The sequence below is a fragment of the Pandoraea sp. LA3 genome (genome assembly GCF_022696215.1).
GTDB lineage: Bacteria > Pseudomonadota > Gammaproteobacteria > Burkholderiales > Burkholderiaceae > Pandoraea > Pandoraea capi.
This window is the reverse complement of sequence record NZ_PTPY01000025.1, coordinates 197,967-211,520: the sequence shown is the minus strand read 5'-3', so window position 1 is coordinate 211,520 and position 13,554 is coordinate 197,967. Positions and strand designations below refer to the sequence as shown.

Here is a 13,554-nt window from a genome sequence, read left to right as displayed (position 1 = left end):
CAGGAAAGCGGCTGGCGCATTACACGGACTGAGTCGGCGTCCACTGAGCACTCGCTCAGTTCGTGACCTTGATCAGTTCGTTCGATTGCGTCGGGGCAGCCTTGTTTTGCTCCGACATCGCCTGCGTCACGCACTCGTCAGCCAGACGCGTGTCATCCATCGGATTGCGTTCGTGCTTGAACAACATCGCCTTGGCCGGGATCACGACCAGGTCCATGCCGCTTGCGGCGTCATAGAAGCGGTCGGCGCCGGTCGTCGTCTGCTGGCGCGGCAACTTGTAGTTACGACCTTGCCAGAACATCGTCAGGATCTGGTCGCGCTTCATGTCGCCCTTGATGTACAACCGATTGCTCTCTTTGCAACTCCAGAGTTCCGAACCTTCGTCCGGTTGCGCAGGCGCCGCAGCCACTGCGGCCTTCTTCTTGGCCGGCGCCTTCTTCTTCGGCGCAGCCTTCTTGGCCGTGGTCTTGTTCGCCGGTTCAGCGGCAAACGCATTCGGCAAGACGGCAACAGAGCACAGGGCAACCAGCGCAGTCAGGCAAAGCTTCTTCATGGTGAGTCTCCAGAGGGAAAAGTCCGACGTTCACAAAAGCGCAGATTATCGTACGAACTCTGCGTCGTTCGACGTCACCACACAAATTTTTTCAATTCCTTTCAGGCAAGCGCAATGGGCGACGGCGGGATGAGACGGCGTCGCGTTTGATCGTGCTGCATTGCGGAATTCGGGGTTTCGCCGGGTGTGGCGGGGCTTTTCCCGGATCGTGCTGCGGGAAGACGGTGCGGAAAAATGCGGGAAATCGAGAGCGCGGAATGCTTGGCGAAACGAGCGCGAGATGAGCGCGAAACGATGCACGAAGTCGCGGGCAGGGCAGGGGACAATACGCTCGTCGCGGACATTGTCGACGCCGGTCGTCCGGAGCGTTGCGTTGCTTGCGGCAATCAGACGCTGCATTCGCTTGGCCAAGAAATCGCTCGATGAGGCTTGAGGGAGTGGCGGGAGCCTATTGCGACAACGGGGCTTGCCCGTTTTGCGTCGCCATGGGGCGCTTGCGCGATGTCGTCACTCTGGATTCAAGGAACGTTCAGGTGCTACCAGGTTAGGGAAGTGGCGCCGGCACTGGGGGTAGCCGCCGGCGCGCTGTCGGCCCGTTGCGATGCTTTTGGCATCTCGTGGGGCCGTTTCCCTGGGGCGATCCTGGAGGATCAGCCCAGCAGATGCGCCACGCCGGCGCGCTCTTCTTCGAGCTCGTTGAGCGTGATGTTCATCTTTTCACGCGAGTAGGCATCGATCTCGAGGCCTTCCACACGCTTGTACTTGCCGTTTTCGCAGATCACCGGCACGCCGTAGATCACGTCTTCCGGAATGCCGTACGAGCCATCCGACGGGATACCCATCGTGACCCACTTGCCGTTCGAGCCGAGCACCCAGTCATGGATGTGGTCGATGGCGGCGTTGGCTGCCGAAGCGGCCGACGACAGGCCACGGGCTTCGATGATGGCGGCGCCGCGCTTGCCGACGGTCGGCAGGAACACGTCGTTGTTCCACACGTCGTCGTTGATCAGGGTCTTGACGCTTTGACCGTCGATCGTGGCGAAGCGGTAGTCGGCGTACATCGTCGGCGAGTGGTTGCCCCACACGGCCAGTTTTTCGATGCTGGCGACCGGCTTGCCGGTCTTGGCGGCGAGTTGCGACAGGGCACGGTTGTGGTCCAGACGCAGCATCGCGGTGAAGTTTTCCTTCGGCAGGTTCGGGGCCGACTTCATGGCGATGTAGGCGTTGGTGTTCGCCGGGTTGCCGACGACCAGCACCTTGACATTGCGGCTGGCGACTTCGTCCAGGGCCTTGCCTTGCACCGTGAAGATTGCGCCGTTGGCTTCGAGCAGGTCCTTACGCTCCATGCCCTTCGAACGGGGACGGGCGCCCACCAGCAGGGCGACGTCGGCATCCTTGAAGGCGACCTTCGGGTCGTCGGTCACGACAACGCCAGCCAGCAGCGGGAATGCGCAGTCTTCCAGCTCCATCACGACGCCCTTGACGGCGGCTTGAGCTTGCGGGAGGTCGAGCAGTTGCAGGATGACGGGCTGATCCTTGCCGAGCATGTCGCCATTGGCGATACGGAACAGCAGGGAGTAGCCGATTTGGCCAGCGGCGCCGGTGACGGCGACACGCATTGCGGGTTTTGCCATGAGAATCTCTCCAGACGTGTACAAATTCCTGCGAAGCTCAAGAGAGGCTCGCCGTCCGGGTGGCAGTTTTTTTGCCAGGCTGACAGCGCCGCGTCACATGAAGCTTCTAAAATTCCTTGACCTACGGAAGCTTGCGGGCTGCGCGGGGTGTACTGCGGTCGATATGTGCGAAGCACCGGTCTTTCTTATCTTATAAGATAGCCGTGCTGCAGCTGCAGGCCCCTGTTAGCCCGCGCCAGTGTAGGAGTGGCCACATCGAATGTCAACTCTATCTTATGTCTTATATAAGACATAGGATTATTGCTGTTATTCGATGGACGAAGGTCTTGATTTGTGGTCAAATCCCCGCCATGAATGCGAACGTTCGCGACACATCCAACACTACGCCGCCTGTCGATGCCCCGCAGCGATCGGACAGCGCGCGCGACGCCGCACCAGTAACTCAGGCCGCTCAGGCCTTGCAACAGGGTGCGGCTGCCGGAGCGTCGCCGACATTCAGTCCGCTGTATCAGCAGATCAAGGGGCTCATTACCCAGAGCCTGCAAGCCGGCGAATGGAAGCCCGGCGAAATCATTCCCAGCGAAGTCGATCTGGCCTCCCGTTACAAGGTGAGTCAGGGAACCGTGCGCAAGGCCATCGACGAACTGGCTGCCGAGAATCTGCTCGTGCGCCGTCAGGGCCGGGGCACCTTCGTGGCTACCCATCATGAGGACCGGGTGCAGTTCCGGTTCCTGCGTCTTGCGCCCGACTCGGGCGAACCCCATCACCCGCCAAGCCGCCTGATCGAGTGCCGCCGCATGCGCGCACCGGCGGAAATCGCGCGTCAGCTCGATTTGCGCGCGGGCGATGGCGTGATCCTGATCCGTCGCATGATGGATTTCTCGGACCGTCCGACGGTGCTCGACGAAATCTGGTTGCCGGGTTCGCTGTTTCGCGGGCTGACCGCGGAAAGACTCAATGAGTACAAAGGGCCGATGTACGGCCTGTTTGAAGACGAATTCGGTACGCGCATGATTCGCGCCGTGGAAAAAGTCCGCGCCGTGGCCGCAGACGACATGACCGCGGATCTGCTTAAGGTGCCGAAGGGATTTCCGTTGCTGAGTGTGGAGCGTGTGTCCTTCACCTACGGCGACAAACCGGTGGAAGTGCGCCGGGGTTGGTATGTCACCACCGAACATCATTATCAGAACGAACTGAGTTGATGCATGACATTGATTCTGTCGATGAATCTGATTTGAATTGGTATTGAGAGGGTAGGGAGACGTTCTCGGGAATGCGCCGGTGTCGTGGCTGGCAAGTCCCTGGGAGTCGAGGCTTGGGGGCGGCGTGTCGTGCGCCGTTGGCAGGAATTTCCGGAGCATTGGAACCGGTATGGTGCAACGCACTAGAATCGGCGCTAAAATCCGGGGCTGATGTAACTACATGGGGTCTAGCATGGCTGAAGTGGTAAAAAAAGAGCGGCCAGTCTACAGGAATATCGGTATCGGACAGATTGTCTCGTACCGTCTCCCGCCGGCTGGTATCGTTTCGATTCTGCACCGTATTAGCGGTGTCATCTTGTTCCTTCTGTTGCCGTTCGCGCTGTATTTGTTCGAACAGAGCCTCACGTCGGAACTGACCTTCGACACTCTGCGAAGCGTCGCCTCCAACTGGTTTGTCAAGCTCGTCATCCTGGCGTTGTCGTGGGGCTTCCTGCACCACTTCTGTGCCGGCGTGCGCCATCTGCGCATGGACTTCAATCACGACGCAGTGAGCAAGGAAGGCGGCAAGAATTCGGCTGTGGTCGTGCTGGCCGTGTCGCTGGTGCTGACGCTGGCCGTCGCCCTCAAGCTGTTCGGAGCGTTCTAAGATGGCACAGAACAATATCGGTTCCAAGCGCCTCGTCGTCGGCGCCCACTACGGCCTGCGCGACTGGATTGCGCAGCGCATGACCGCGGTCATTATGGCCGTGTACACCGTGATCCTGCTGGTGTGGTTCTTCACCGCCAAGGATTTCTCCTACGAAGGCTGGGCTGGCATCTTCTCGCATCAGTGGATGAAGCTGGCTACGTTCGTCACGCTGCTCGCGCTGTTCTATCACGCGTGGGTCGGTGTGCGCGACATCTGGATGGACTACGTCAAGCCCGTCGGTATCCGACTGGCGCTGTACGCGCTGACGATCGTCTGGCTGCTGGCTTGTGCCGGCTATGCCGCGCAGATTCTGTGGAGAGTGTAAAGAATGGCTGCAATTAAAAATTCGCTGCCGCGCCGCCGCTTTGACGTTGTCATCGTGGGCGCAGGTGGTTCGGGCATGCGCGCTTCGCTGCAACTGGCCAAGGCCGGTCTGTCGGTGGCAGTGCTGTCCAAGGTGTTCCCCACCCGTTCGCATACCGTGGCCGCTCAGGGCGGCATTGGCGCTTCGCTCGGCAACATGAGCGAAGACAACTGGCATTACCACTTCTACGACACCATCAAGGGCTCCGACTGGCTCGGCGACCAGGATGCGATCGAGTTCATGTGCCGTCAGGCGCCGAACGCCGTCTACGAACTGGAACACTTCGGCATGCCGTTCGACCGTAACCCGGACGGCACGATTTACCAGCGTCCGTTCGGCGGTCACACGGCCAACTACGGCGAGAAGCCCGTTCAGCGCGCTTGCGCGGCTGCCGACCGTACCGGTCACGCGCTGCTGCACACGCTGTACCAGCAGAACGTCGCAGCCAAGACGCACTTCTTCGTGGAGTGGATGGCGCTCGATCTGATCCGCAACGAAGAGGGCGATGTCCTCGGCGTGTCGGCGCTGGAACTCGAAACCGGCGAAGTCTACCTGCTCGAAGGCAAGTGCACGCTGTTCGCGACCGGCGGTGCCGGCCGTGTGTACGCTGCATCGACCAACGCGTTCATCAACACCGGCGACGGTCTGGGCATGGCTGCGCGTGCAGGCATTCCGCTCGAAGACATGGAATTCTGGCAATTCCACCCGACCGGCGTGGCCGGCGCGGGCGTGCTGATCACCGAAGGCGTGCGCGGCGAGGGCGGTATTCTGCGTAACTCGAACGGCGAGCGTTTCATGGAGCGCTATGCCCCGACGCTGAAGGATCTGGCGCCGCGTGACTTCGTGTCGCGTTCGATGGACCAGGAAATCAAGGAAGGCCGTGGTTGCGGCCCGAACGGCGACTACGTGCTGCTCGACCTCTCGCACATCGGTGCCGAGACGATCATGAAGCGCCTGCCGTCGATTCGTGAAATTGCGTTGAAGTTCGCCAACGTCGACGCGATCAAGGAACCGATCCCCGTCGTGCCGACCATCCACTATCAGATGGGCGGTATTCCGACGAACTACAACGGTCAGGTCGTCCTGCAGAAGGACGGCTCGTCGGTGCCCGTCAACGGCTTCTACGCCGTGGGCGAGTGCTCGTGCGTGTCGGTCCACGGTGCCAACCGTCTGGGTACGAACTCGCTGCTCGACCTCGTGGTGTTCGGCCGTGCTGCCGGTAACCACATCGTCGACTTCGTCAAGAACCACGGTGACCACAAGCCGCTGCCCGCCGATGCCGGCGAGAACGCCCTGGCGCGTCTGGGTCGTCTGGAAGGCTCCAGCTCGGGCGAGTACGCCCAGGACATCGCCAACGACATCCGCGCGACGATGCAGAAGCACGCTGGCGTGTTCCGTACGTCGGACCTGCTCAAGGAAGGCGTGGACGAGATCAAGCAAGTGGCCGAGCGCGTGTCGCACGTCCACCTGAAGGACAAGTCGAAGGTGTTCAACACGGCGCGTATGGAAGCGCTGGAAGTCGACAACCTGATCGAAGTGGCCAAGGCCACCATGATCGCAGCCGAAGCCCGCAAGGAAAGCCGCGGCGCACACGCGCACAGCGATTATCCGGAGCGCGACGACGCCAACTGGATGCGCCACTCGCTGTTCTTCAGCGAAGGCAACCGTCTGGATTACAAGCCGGTGCAGATGAAGCCGCTGACCGTCGACTCGGTTCCGCCCAAGGCGCGGACGTTCTAAGGGATTCGCAAGATCATGAAACGCATTTTTGAAGTCTACCGCTACGATCCGGACAAGGACGCCGCACCGTACATGCAGACCTACGAGGTCGAACTCGACGGTCATGAGCGCATGCTGCTCGACGCCCTCGTCAAGCTCAAGAAGATCGACGAAGGCATCGCTTTCCGCCGCTCGTGCCGCGAAGGCGTGTGCGGTTCGGACGCGATGAACATCAACGGCAAGAACGGTCTGGCCTGCCTGACCAACATGAACGATCTGCCGAACAAGATCGTGCTCAAGCCGCTGCCGGGTCTGCCCGTCATTCGCGATCTGATCGTCGACATGACGCACTTCTTCAACCAGTACCACTCGATCAAGCCGTACCTGATCAACCCCGAGCCGGCACCGGAGAAGGAGCGTCTTCAGTCGCCCGAGCAACGTGATGAGCTCGATGGTCTGTACGAGTGTATTCTGTGCGCATCGTGCTCGACGTCGTGCCCGAGCTTCTGGTGGAACCCGGACAAGTTCGTCGGCCCGGCCGGTCTGCTCCAGGCTTACCGCTTCATCGCGGACAGCCGCGACACGGCGACCAGCGAGCGTCTGGATAACCTGGAAGATCCGTACCGCCTGTTCCGCTGCCACACGATCATGAACTGCGTGGATGTGTGCCCGAAGGGTCTGAACCCGACGAAGGCGATCGGCAAGATCAAGGAGCTGATGGTGCGTCGCGCCGTCTGATGCATTGATCATGCCGGATACCAATCACCAGTCCGATCCGGTAAAACGTGCCCGCCTGCGCTGGCGGGCACGCCGCGGTTTGCTGGAAAACGACCTCATTCTCGAACGATTCTTCGCCAGGTACGAAGCGTCGATGACCGACGAGGATGTGGGCGCCCTCACGAAATTGCTCGACTTGAGCGATAACGATTTGATGGATCTGCTGCTAGCGCGTAAAGAGCCCGAGGCGGATCTGGACGGGCCGGACGTGCGGCGCCTGCTGGCGCTTCTGCGTGCCGTGTAGGGGTTTTGGAATTTTTTTGAGGAAGCGATATGACTCCGTCTGATGTTAAAGCCACCCTATCTTTCTCTGACGATTCGCCCAGCGTAGAGCTGCCGATTTATCAGGGTACGATGGGCCCGGATGTGATTGACATCCGCAAGCTGTACGGCCAGACCGGCAAATTCACGTATGACCCCGGCTTTATGTCGACGGCGTCGTGCAATTCGGCCATCACCTACATCGATGGCGACAAGGGTGAGTTGCTGTACCGCGGCTACCCGATCGAGCAGTTGGCCACCCACTGCGACTTCCTCGAAACCTCGTATCTGCTGCTCAAGGGCGAGCTGCCGAACGCGGAGCAGAAGAAGGACTTCGTCGACACCGTGACCCGTCACACGATGGTTCACGAGCAGATGAACTTCTTCTTCCGTGGCTTCCGTCGCGACGCCCACCCGATGGCCGTGCTGACCGGTTCGGTCGGTGCCCTGTCGGCGTTCTACCACGACTCGCTGGACATCAATAACCCGAATCACCGCGAAGTGTCGGCGATTCGTCTGATCGCCAAGCTGCCGACGCTCGTCGCCATGGCGTACAAGTACAGCATCGGTCAGCCGTTCGTGTACCCGAGCAACGACCTGTCGTACAGCGCGAACTTCATGCGCATGATGTTCGCCAACCCGTGCGAAGAGTACAAGGTGAACGACGTGCTGGTGCGCGCGCTCGACCGTATCCTGATCCTGCACGCCGATCACGAACAGAACGCTTCGACGTCGACCGTCCGTCTGGCCGGCTCGTCGGGTGCGAACCCGTTCGCCTGTATCGCTGCCGGTATTGCATGTCTGTGGGGCCCGGCGCACGGTGGTGCGAACGAAGCCGCGCTGAACATGCTCGAGCAGATCGGTTCGCCGGACAAGATTCCTGAATTCATCAAGCAGGTGAAGGACAAGAACTCGGGCGTGAAGCTCATGGGCTTCGGTCACCGCGTGTACAAGAACTACGACCCGCGTGCCAAGCTGATGCGCGAGACGTGCTACGAAGTGCTCAACGAACTGGGCCTGCACGACGACCCGCTGTTCAAGCTGGCCATGCAGCTTGAGAAGATTGCACTGGAAGACGAATACTTCGTGTCGCGCAAGCTGTACCCGAACGTCGACTTCTACTCGGGTATCGTCCAGCGCGCACTGGGTATCCCGACCTCGATGTTCACTTGCATCTTCGCACTGGCCCGTACCGTGGGCTGGATCGCGCAGTGGAACGAAATGATCGGCGAACCGGATCAGAAGATCGGCCGTCCGCGTCAGCTGTTCATCGGCCACACGCCGCGCGAAGTCGCGACCATCGACAAGCGCTAAGCGTTGTCGAGGCGTCCGGCACGGCCCCCGCTTGCCGTGCCGGCACCGTAACCTTGCCGAAACGGCAAGGCGGTGCGCCCCGCAACGAGCCCTCGTTGCGCTATATTCGAATCCACGGCACAAGCTGCCGTGATTCGCACAAATCCCCGGTTCATCGTGCGTTTACCGCCCGGTTTTCCGGGGATTTCGTATTCCGCCGGCGCGAAAGCGCTATGGCATAATCAAAAGTTCACAGAACGATAGTTTCCGTTCCCAGAACGATATTCCGCCCCCGCGTTTTTTATCATGGCCAAGACGCTGTATGACAAGTTGTGGGATGCACACGTCGTGCATACCGAGGACGATGGCACGACCGTGCTTTACATCGACCGTCACCTGTTGCACGAGGTGACCAGTCCGCAGGCGTTTGAGGGTCTAAAACTCGCGCAGCGGCCGGTCTGGCGCCTGTCCGCCAACCTCGCCGTGTCGGACCACAATGTGCCGACCACGGACCGTACGCAAGGCATTGCCGATCCGGTGTCGCGCCTGCAAGTCGATACGCTCGACTCGAACTGCGACAGCTTTGGCATTACCCAATTCAAGATGAACGACGTCCGTCAGGGCATCGTGCACGTGATCGGCCCGGAGCAGGGCGCCACGTTGCCGGGCATGACGGTGGTGTGCGGTGACTCGCACACGTCGACGCACGGCGCCTTTGGGGCGCTGGCGTTCGGTATCGGTACGTCGGAAGTCGAGCACACGCTCGCGACGCAGACCTTGCTCATGAAGAAGAGCAAGAACATGCTCGTGAAGGTCGAAGGCACGCTGCCGCGTGGATGCTCCGCGAAGGACATCGTGCTGGCCGTCATCGGCCGCATCGGCACCGCAGGCGGTACCGGTTACACGATCGAGTTTGCCGGCTCGGCCATTCGTTCGCTGACGATGGAGGGTCGCATGACCGTGTGCAACATGGCGATCGAAGCCGGTGCGCGTGCCGGTCTGGTCGCCGTCGACGACACGACGATCAACTACGTCAAGGGCCGTCCGTTTGCCCCGTCCGGCGTGGAATTCCAGCAGGCTGAAGCCTACTGGCGCACGTTCCACACCGACGCCGGTGCGGTGTTCGATCACGTGGTCGAAATCGACGCGAACACGCTGCGCCCGCAGGTGAGCTGGGGCACGTCGCCGGAAATGGTGGTGAGCATCGAAGATCGCGTGCCGGACCCCGAGAAGGAAAAGGATCCGGTCAAGCGCAGCGCCATGGAGCGCGCGCTGGAGTATATGGCGCTCACGCCGGACACCCCGATGGCGAGCATCAACGTCGACAAGGTGTTCATCGGTTCGTGCACCAACTCGCGCATCGAAGACATTCGCGCGGCAGCCTATGTCGTGAAGAAGCTCGGTCGACGTGTCGCGTCGAACGTGCGTCTGGCGATGGTCGTGCCGGGTTCGGGGCTGGTGAAGCAGCAGGCCGAGCAGGAGGGTCTGGACGAGGTCTTCAAGGCCGCCGGCTTCGAATGGCGTGAACCGGGCTGCTCGATGTGTCTGGCGATGAATGCCGACCGTCTGGAGTCGGGCGAGCGTTGTGCCTCGACCTCGAACCGCAACTTCGAAGGCCGTCAGGGCGCAGGCGGGCGTACCCACCTGGTGAGCCCGGCGATGGCGGCAGCGGCTGCCATCGAAGGTCATTTCGTGGACGTGCGACGTCTCGTCTGACGCGCCCGCATCGATTTATCCGTCGTTTGACAATTTCTTTGACAGAGACAAGACCATGAAGAAACTGTGGATGCTGATCGGTGCGGTGCTGCTGTTGGGCGTAGCAGGTTGCAACACGATGGCGGGCCTCGGCAAGGATACGCAAGCCGCTGGCTCGGCCCTCGAGAACGCCGCGAAGAAGTGATGCGACGGTGCGCGTTGCACGGGCGGGATGCCCGGCGCGCGCACCTTTGAGATTCCCGGTTTTGACGGCCATGCCCCGAAGCGGCAGGCCGTAACCGAACTGTTTTGATCAGGTGGTTCGTGATGGAAAAATTTACCGTCCATACGGGGTTGGTGGCACCGCTGGATCGCGAAAACGTCGATACCGACGCGATCATCCCCAAGCAATTCCTGAAGTCGATCAAGCGAACGGGCTTCGGCCCGAACCTGTTCGACGAGTGGCGTTATCTCGACGTGGGGCAACCGGGGCAGGATTGCAGCACGCGTCCGCTCAACCCGAATTTCGTGCTGAACCAGCCGCGCTATCAGGGTGCGACCGTGCTGCTCGCGCGCAAGAACTTCGGCTGCGGCAGCTCGCGTGAGCACGCACCGTGGGCGCTGCAGCAATACGGCTTCCGTGCCGTGATTGCGCCGAGTTTTGCCGACATCTTCTTCAATAACTGCTACAAGAACGGGCTGCTGCCGATCGCGCTGTCCGAGATGCAGGTTGATCACCTGTTCAACGACACGTTTGCGTTCAACGGCTATCAGCTGACCATCGATCTGGACAAGCAGGCGGTGATCACGTCGGACGGCCGCGCGTATGAGTTCGACATCGCCCCGTTCCGCAAGTATTGCCTGACGAACGGTTTCGACGATATCGGCCTTACGCTGCGTCACGCCGACAAGATTCGCGCCTATGAAGCCGAGCGGATCGCCAAGCAACCGTGGCTCGCAACGCGCTTGCCGGGCTGATTCCATGTGCTGGGCGCACCGGGTGACCGAGTGCGCCGCGTGTACTGAAGGTGCTTGCGCGTTCGTGGAGAGGGCGTCAGGTACATCCAAGGAGATTGCATGAAAATCGCTGTGTTGCCGGGTGACGGCATTGGTCCGGAAATCGTGACGGAAGCCGTCAATGTGCTTAACGCACTCGGCGAGAAGTTCGAGCTGGAAGAGGCGCCGGTGGGTGGCGCTGGCTACGAGGCTGCGGGTCATCCGCTGCCGGACGCCACGCTCAAGCTGGCCAAGGAAGCGGACGCCATTCTGTTCGGCGCCGTGGGTGACTGGAAGTACGATTCGCTCGAGCGCGCGCTGCGTCCCGAGCAGGCGATTCTGGGGCTGCGCAAGCATCTGCAACTGTTCGCCAACTTCCGTCCGGCCATTCTGTACAAGGAACTGGCAGATGCGTCGAGCCTGAAGCCGGAAATCGTGGCAGGGCTGGATATCCTGATCATTCGCGAGCTGAACGGCGATATTTATTTCGGTCAGCCGAAGGGCTTCCGTCAATCGCCGGACGGGGCTTTCGAAGGTGCGCGCGAAGGTTTTGATACCATGCGCTATAGCGTGCCCGAAGTGGAGCGTATCGCACACGTGGCATTTCAGGCGGCGGCCAAGCGCGACAAGCGTCTTTGCTCGGTCGACAAGGCCAACGTGCTGGAGACGTCGCAGCTGTGGCGCGACACGATGATCGAGGTCGCGAAGCAGTATCCGGACGTCGAACTCTCGCACATGTACGTCGATAATGCCGCGATGCAGCTGGTCAAGGCACCGAAGAACTTCGATGTGGTGGTGACGGGTAACATGTTCGGCGATATCCTGTCGGACGAGGCCGCGATGCTCACGGGTTCGATCGGCATGCTGCCGTCGGCATCGCTCGATGCCAACAACAAGGGGTTGTACGAGCCGTCGCACGGTTCGGCGCCCGATATTGCCGGTAAGGGCGTGGCCAATCCGTTGGCGACGATCCTGTCGGCTGCCATGATGCTGCGTTACACGCTGGGCCGTGCCGAGCAGGCCGACCGCGTGGAGAATGCAGTGAAGAAGGTGCTGGCGCAGGGGTTGCGCACGCCCGATATCTGGCAGGAAGGCGCGACCAAGGTCGGTACGCGCGAAATGGGTGCGGCAGTGGTGGCCGCACTATAACGTTGACGGGGCGTCGTGAGACGCCCCTCGGCGCAATTGCAACGATAAGAGAGTGGATAAATGAAAACCGTAGGTCTGGTAGGTTGGCGGGGCATGGTCGGTTCGGTTCTGATGCAGCGTATGCAGCAGGAGAACGACTTTGCCTTGATCGAGCCGGTGTTTTTCAGCACCAGCAACGCGGGCGGCAAAGCCCCGTCGATGGCGAAGAACGAGACTTCGCTGAAAGACGCCAATGATGTCAACGAGCTGAAAAAATGCGACATCATCATTACCTGCCAGGGCGGTGACTACACGACAGAGATCTTCCCGAAGCTGCGCGCTGCGGGTTGGAACGGTTACTGGGTCGACGCAGCATCGACGCTGCGCATGAAGGATGACGCGATCATCGTTCTGGATCCGGTCAACCTCGACGTCATCAAGAACGCGCTCACCAAGGGCACGAAGAACTTCGTCGGCGGCAACTGCACGGTGAGCTGCATGCTGATGGGTCTGGGCGGTCTGTTCCAGCATGGTCTGGTGGACTGGCTGACGTCGATGACGTATCAGGCAGCGTCGGGTGGCGGCGCGCAGCATATGCGCGAGCTGCTCACGCAGTTCGGCACGATCAACGCGGAAGTCAAGGCGCTGCTCGACGATCCACACTCGGCCATTCTAGAGATCGACCGTAAGGTGCTCGCCAAGCAGCACTCGCTGACGGCCGACGAAACCAGGCAATTCGGCGTGCCGCTGGGCGGCAACCTGATTCCCTGGATCGACAAGGACCTGGGCAACGGTCAGTCGAAGGAAGAGTGGAAGGGCGGTGCCGAGACCAATAAGATTCTGGGTCTGGGCGATGGTTTCCCGGGCACGCGCGCCATTCCGGTCGACGGTCTGTGCGTGCGTATCGGCGCGATGCGTTGCCACAGCCAGGCGCTGACCATCAAGCTTACGAAAGATGTGCCGTTAGACGAACTGACCGACATCATCGGCCAGGCGAACGACTGGGTGAAGGTGGTGCCGAACACGCGCGAAGCGTCGATGACTGATTTGACGCCTGCGGCCGTGACCGGCACGATGACGATCCCGGTGGGTCGCTTGCGCAAGATGTCGATGGGTCCTGAGTACCTGTCGGCATTTACGGTGGGCGATCAACTGTTGTGGGGCGCGGCAGAACCGCTGCGCCGCATGCTGCGGATCCTGCTCGACGCTTGAGCGTTGCAGCGTATCGGTAGTGCGTGAAGAAC

Annotated in this window: 15 protein-coding genes; 12 read left to right on the top strand and 3 right to left on the bottom strand. The window is 60.9% G+C overall.

What is annotated here, in order from left to right:
• Positions 1 to 55: 55 nt before the first annotated feature.
• The 3 genes from C5N93_RS07195 to C5N93_RS07185 all read right to left on the bottom strand — a co-directional run bounded on the left by C5N93_RS07195 (position 56) and on the right by C5N93_RS07185 (position 2,187).
• Complete coding sequence (locus C5N93_RS07195; RefSeq protein ID WP_242558763.1) at positions 56 to 553, bottom strand: hypothetical protein; 498 nt, start codon at positions 551 to 553, stop codon at positions 56 to 58.
• 45 nt (positions 554 to 598) lie between these two features.
• The gene (locus C5N93_RS07190; RefSeq protein ID WP_242558762.1) at positions 599 to 964 is read right to left on the bottom strand and encodes a hypothetical protein; all 366 of its coding nucleotides are present in this window, start codon (positions 962 to 964) and stop codon (positions 599 to 601) included.
• 239 nt (positions 965 to 1,203) lie between these two features.
• Positions 1,204 to 2,187 (bottom strand): malate dehydrogenase, encoded by a 984-nt coding sequence (locus C5N93_RS07185; RefSeq protein WP_069345077.1) that lies wholly within the window; start codon positions 2,185 to 2,187, stop codon positions 1,204 to 1,206.
• A gap of 350 nt (positions 2,188 to 2,537) precedes the next feature.
• Here C5N93_RS07185 and C5N93_RS07180 point away from each other — a divergent pair, with 350 nt between their 5' ends.
• The 12 genes from C5N93_RS07180 to asd all read left to right on the top strand — a co-directional run bounded on the left by C5N93_RS07180 (position 2,538) and on the right by asd (position 13,522).
• Positions 2,538 to 3,389, top strand: a complete 852-nt coding sequence (locus tag C5N93_RS07180; protein WP_242558761.1) for a GntR family transcriptional regulator — start codon at positions 2,538 to 2,540, stop codon at positions 3,387 to 3,389.
• Between the two features lie 232 nt (positions 3,390 to 3,621).
• Entirely contained in the window at positions 3,622 to 4,035 is a 414-nt protein-coding gene (gene sdhC / locus C5N93_RS07175) for a succinate dehydrogenase, cytochrome b556 subunit (protein WP_069345078.1), read from the top strand.
• A gap of 1 nt (position 4,036) precedes the next feature.
• Positions 4,037 to 4,402: a succinate dehydrogenase, hydrophobic membrane anchor protein gene (sdhD, locus tag C5N93_RS07170; protein ID WP_069345079.1), complete on the top strand. Its 366-nt coding sequence runs from the start codon at positions 4,037 to 4,039 to the stop codon at positions 4,400 to 4,402.
• A 3-nt stretch (positions 4,403 to 4,405) separates the two neighbouring features.
• On the top strand, positions 4,406 to 6,181 hold the full coding sequence (gene sdhA, locus C5N93_RS07165; RefSeq protein ID WP_069345080.1) for a succinate dehydrogenase flavoprotein subunit: 1,776 nt from the start codon (positions 4,406 to 4,408) through the stop codon (positions 6,179 to 6,181).
• 12 nt (positions 6,182 to 6,193) lie between these two features.
• Complete coding sequence (locus C5N93_RS07160; protein ID WP_039368514.1) at positions 6,194 to 6,898, top strand: succinate dehydrogenase iron-sulfur subunit; 705 nt, start codon at positions 6,194 to 6,196, stop codon at positions 6,896 to 6,898.
• Positions 6,899 to 6,908: 10 nt separating this feature from the next.
• Complete coding sequence (locus C5N93_RS07155; protein ID WP_150619538.1) at positions 6,909 to 7,181, top strand: succinate dehydrogenase assembly factor 2; 273 nt, start codon at positions 6,909 to 6,911, stop codon at positions 7,179 to 7,181.
• Between the two features lie 29 nt (positions 7,182 to 7,210).
• Entirely contained in the window at positions 7,211 to 8,512 is a 1,302-nt protein-coding gene (gene gltA / locus C5N93_RS07150; RefSeq protein ID WP_150721527.1) for a citrate synthase, read from the top strand.
• A gap of 285 nt (positions 8,513 to 8,797) precedes the next feature.
• Positions 8,798 to 10,207 (top strand): 3-isopropylmalate dehydratase large subunit, encoded by a 1,410-nt coding sequence (leuC, locus tag C5N93_RS07145; protein WP_242558760.1) that lies wholly within the window; start codon positions 8,798 to 8,800, stop codon positions 10,205 to 10,207.
• A 55-nt stretch (positions 10,208 to 10,262) separates the two neighbouring features.
• Positions 10,263 to 10,391, top strand: a complete 129-nt coding sequence (locus C5N93_RS07140; protein ID WP_023596599.1) for an entericidin A/B family lipoprotein — start codon at positions 10,263 to 10,265, stop codon at positions 10,389 to 10,391.
• Between the two features lie 122 nt (positions 10,392 to 10,513).
• Complete coding sequence (leuD, locus tag C5N93_RS07135) at positions 10,514 to 11,164, top strand: 3-isopropylmalate dehydratase small subunit (RefSeq protein ID WP_069345083.1); 651 nt, start codon at positions 10,514 to 10,516, stop codon at positions 11,162 to 11,164.
• A gap of 99 nt (positions 11,165 to 11,263) precedes the next feature.
• The gene (leuB, locus tag C5N93_RS07130; RefSeq protein WP_069345084.1) at positions 11,264 to 12,331 is read left to right on the top strand and encodes a 3-isopropylmalate dehydrogenase; all 1,068 of its coding nucleotides are present in this window, start codon (positions 11,264 to 11,266) and stop codon (positions 12,329 to 12,331) included.
• 60 nt (positions 12,332 to 12,391) lie between these two features.
• On the top strand, positions 12,392 to 13,522 hold the full coding sequence (gene asd, locus C5N93_RS07125; protein ID WP_242558759.1) for an aspartate-semialdehyde dehydrogenase: 1,131 nt from the start codon (positions 12,392 to 12,394) through the stop codon (positions 13,520 to 13,522).
• The last annotated feature ends 32 nt before the right edge of the window (positions 13,523 to 13,554 follow it).

What these genes read in the sequence shown, in the direction of transcription:
- C5N93_RS07140 (WP_023596599.1), top strand. Translation starts at nt 10,263, where the DNA reads ATGAAGAAACTGTGGATGCTGATCGGTGCGGTGCTGCTGTTGGGCGTA.
- C5N93_RS07185 (WP_069345077.1), bottom strand. Translation starts at nt 2,187, where the DNA reads ATGGCAAAACCCGCAATGCGTGTCGCCGTCACCGGCGCCGCTGGCCAA.
- sdhD (WP_069345079.1), top strand. Translation starts at nt 4,037, where the DNA reads ATGGCACAGAACAATATCGGTTCCAAGCGCCTCGTCGTCGGCGCCCAC.
- leuC (WP_242558760.1), top strand. Translation starts at nt 8,798, where the DNA reads ATGGCCAAGACGCTGTATGACAAGTTGTGGGATGCACACGTCGTGCAT.
- sdhC (WP_069345078.1), top strand. Translation starts at nt 3,622, where the DNA reads ATGGCTGAAGTGGTAAAAAAAGAGCGGCCAGTCTACAGGAATATCGGT.
- asd (WP_242558759.1), top strand. Translation starts at nt 12,392, where the DNA reads ATGAAAACCGTAGGTCTGGTAGGTTGGCGGGGCATGGTCGGTTCGGTT.
- leuD (WP_069345083.1), top strand. Translation starts at nt 10,514, where the DNA reads ATGGAAAAATTTACCGTCCATACGGGGTTGGTGGCACCGCTGGATCGC.
- gltA (WP_150721527.1), top strand. Translation starts at nt 7,211, where the DNA reads ATGACTCCGTCTGATGTTAAAGCCACCCTATCTTTCTCTGACGATTCG.
- C5N93_RS07155 (WP_150619538.1), top strand. Translation starts at nt 6,909, where the DNA reads ATGCCGGATACCAATCACCAGTCCGATCCGGTAAAACGTGCCCGCCTG.
- C5N93_RS07180 (WP_242558761.1), top strand. Translation starts at nt 2,538, where the DNA reads ATGAATGCGAACGTTCGCGACACATCCAACACTACGCCGCCTGTCGAT.
- leuB (WP_069345084.1), top strand. Translation starts at nt 11,264, where the DNA reads ATGAAAATCGCTGTGTTGCCGGGTGACGGCATTGGTCCGGAAATCGTG.
- C5N93_RS07195 (WP_242558763.1), bottom strand. Translation starts at nt 553, where the DNA reads ATGAAGAAGCTTTGCCTGACTGCGCTGGTTGCCCTGTGCTCTGTTGCC.
- sdhA (WP_069345080.1), top strand. Translation starts at nt 4,406, where the DNA reads ATGGCTGCAATTAAAAATTCGCTGCCGCGCCGCCGCTTTGACGTTGTC.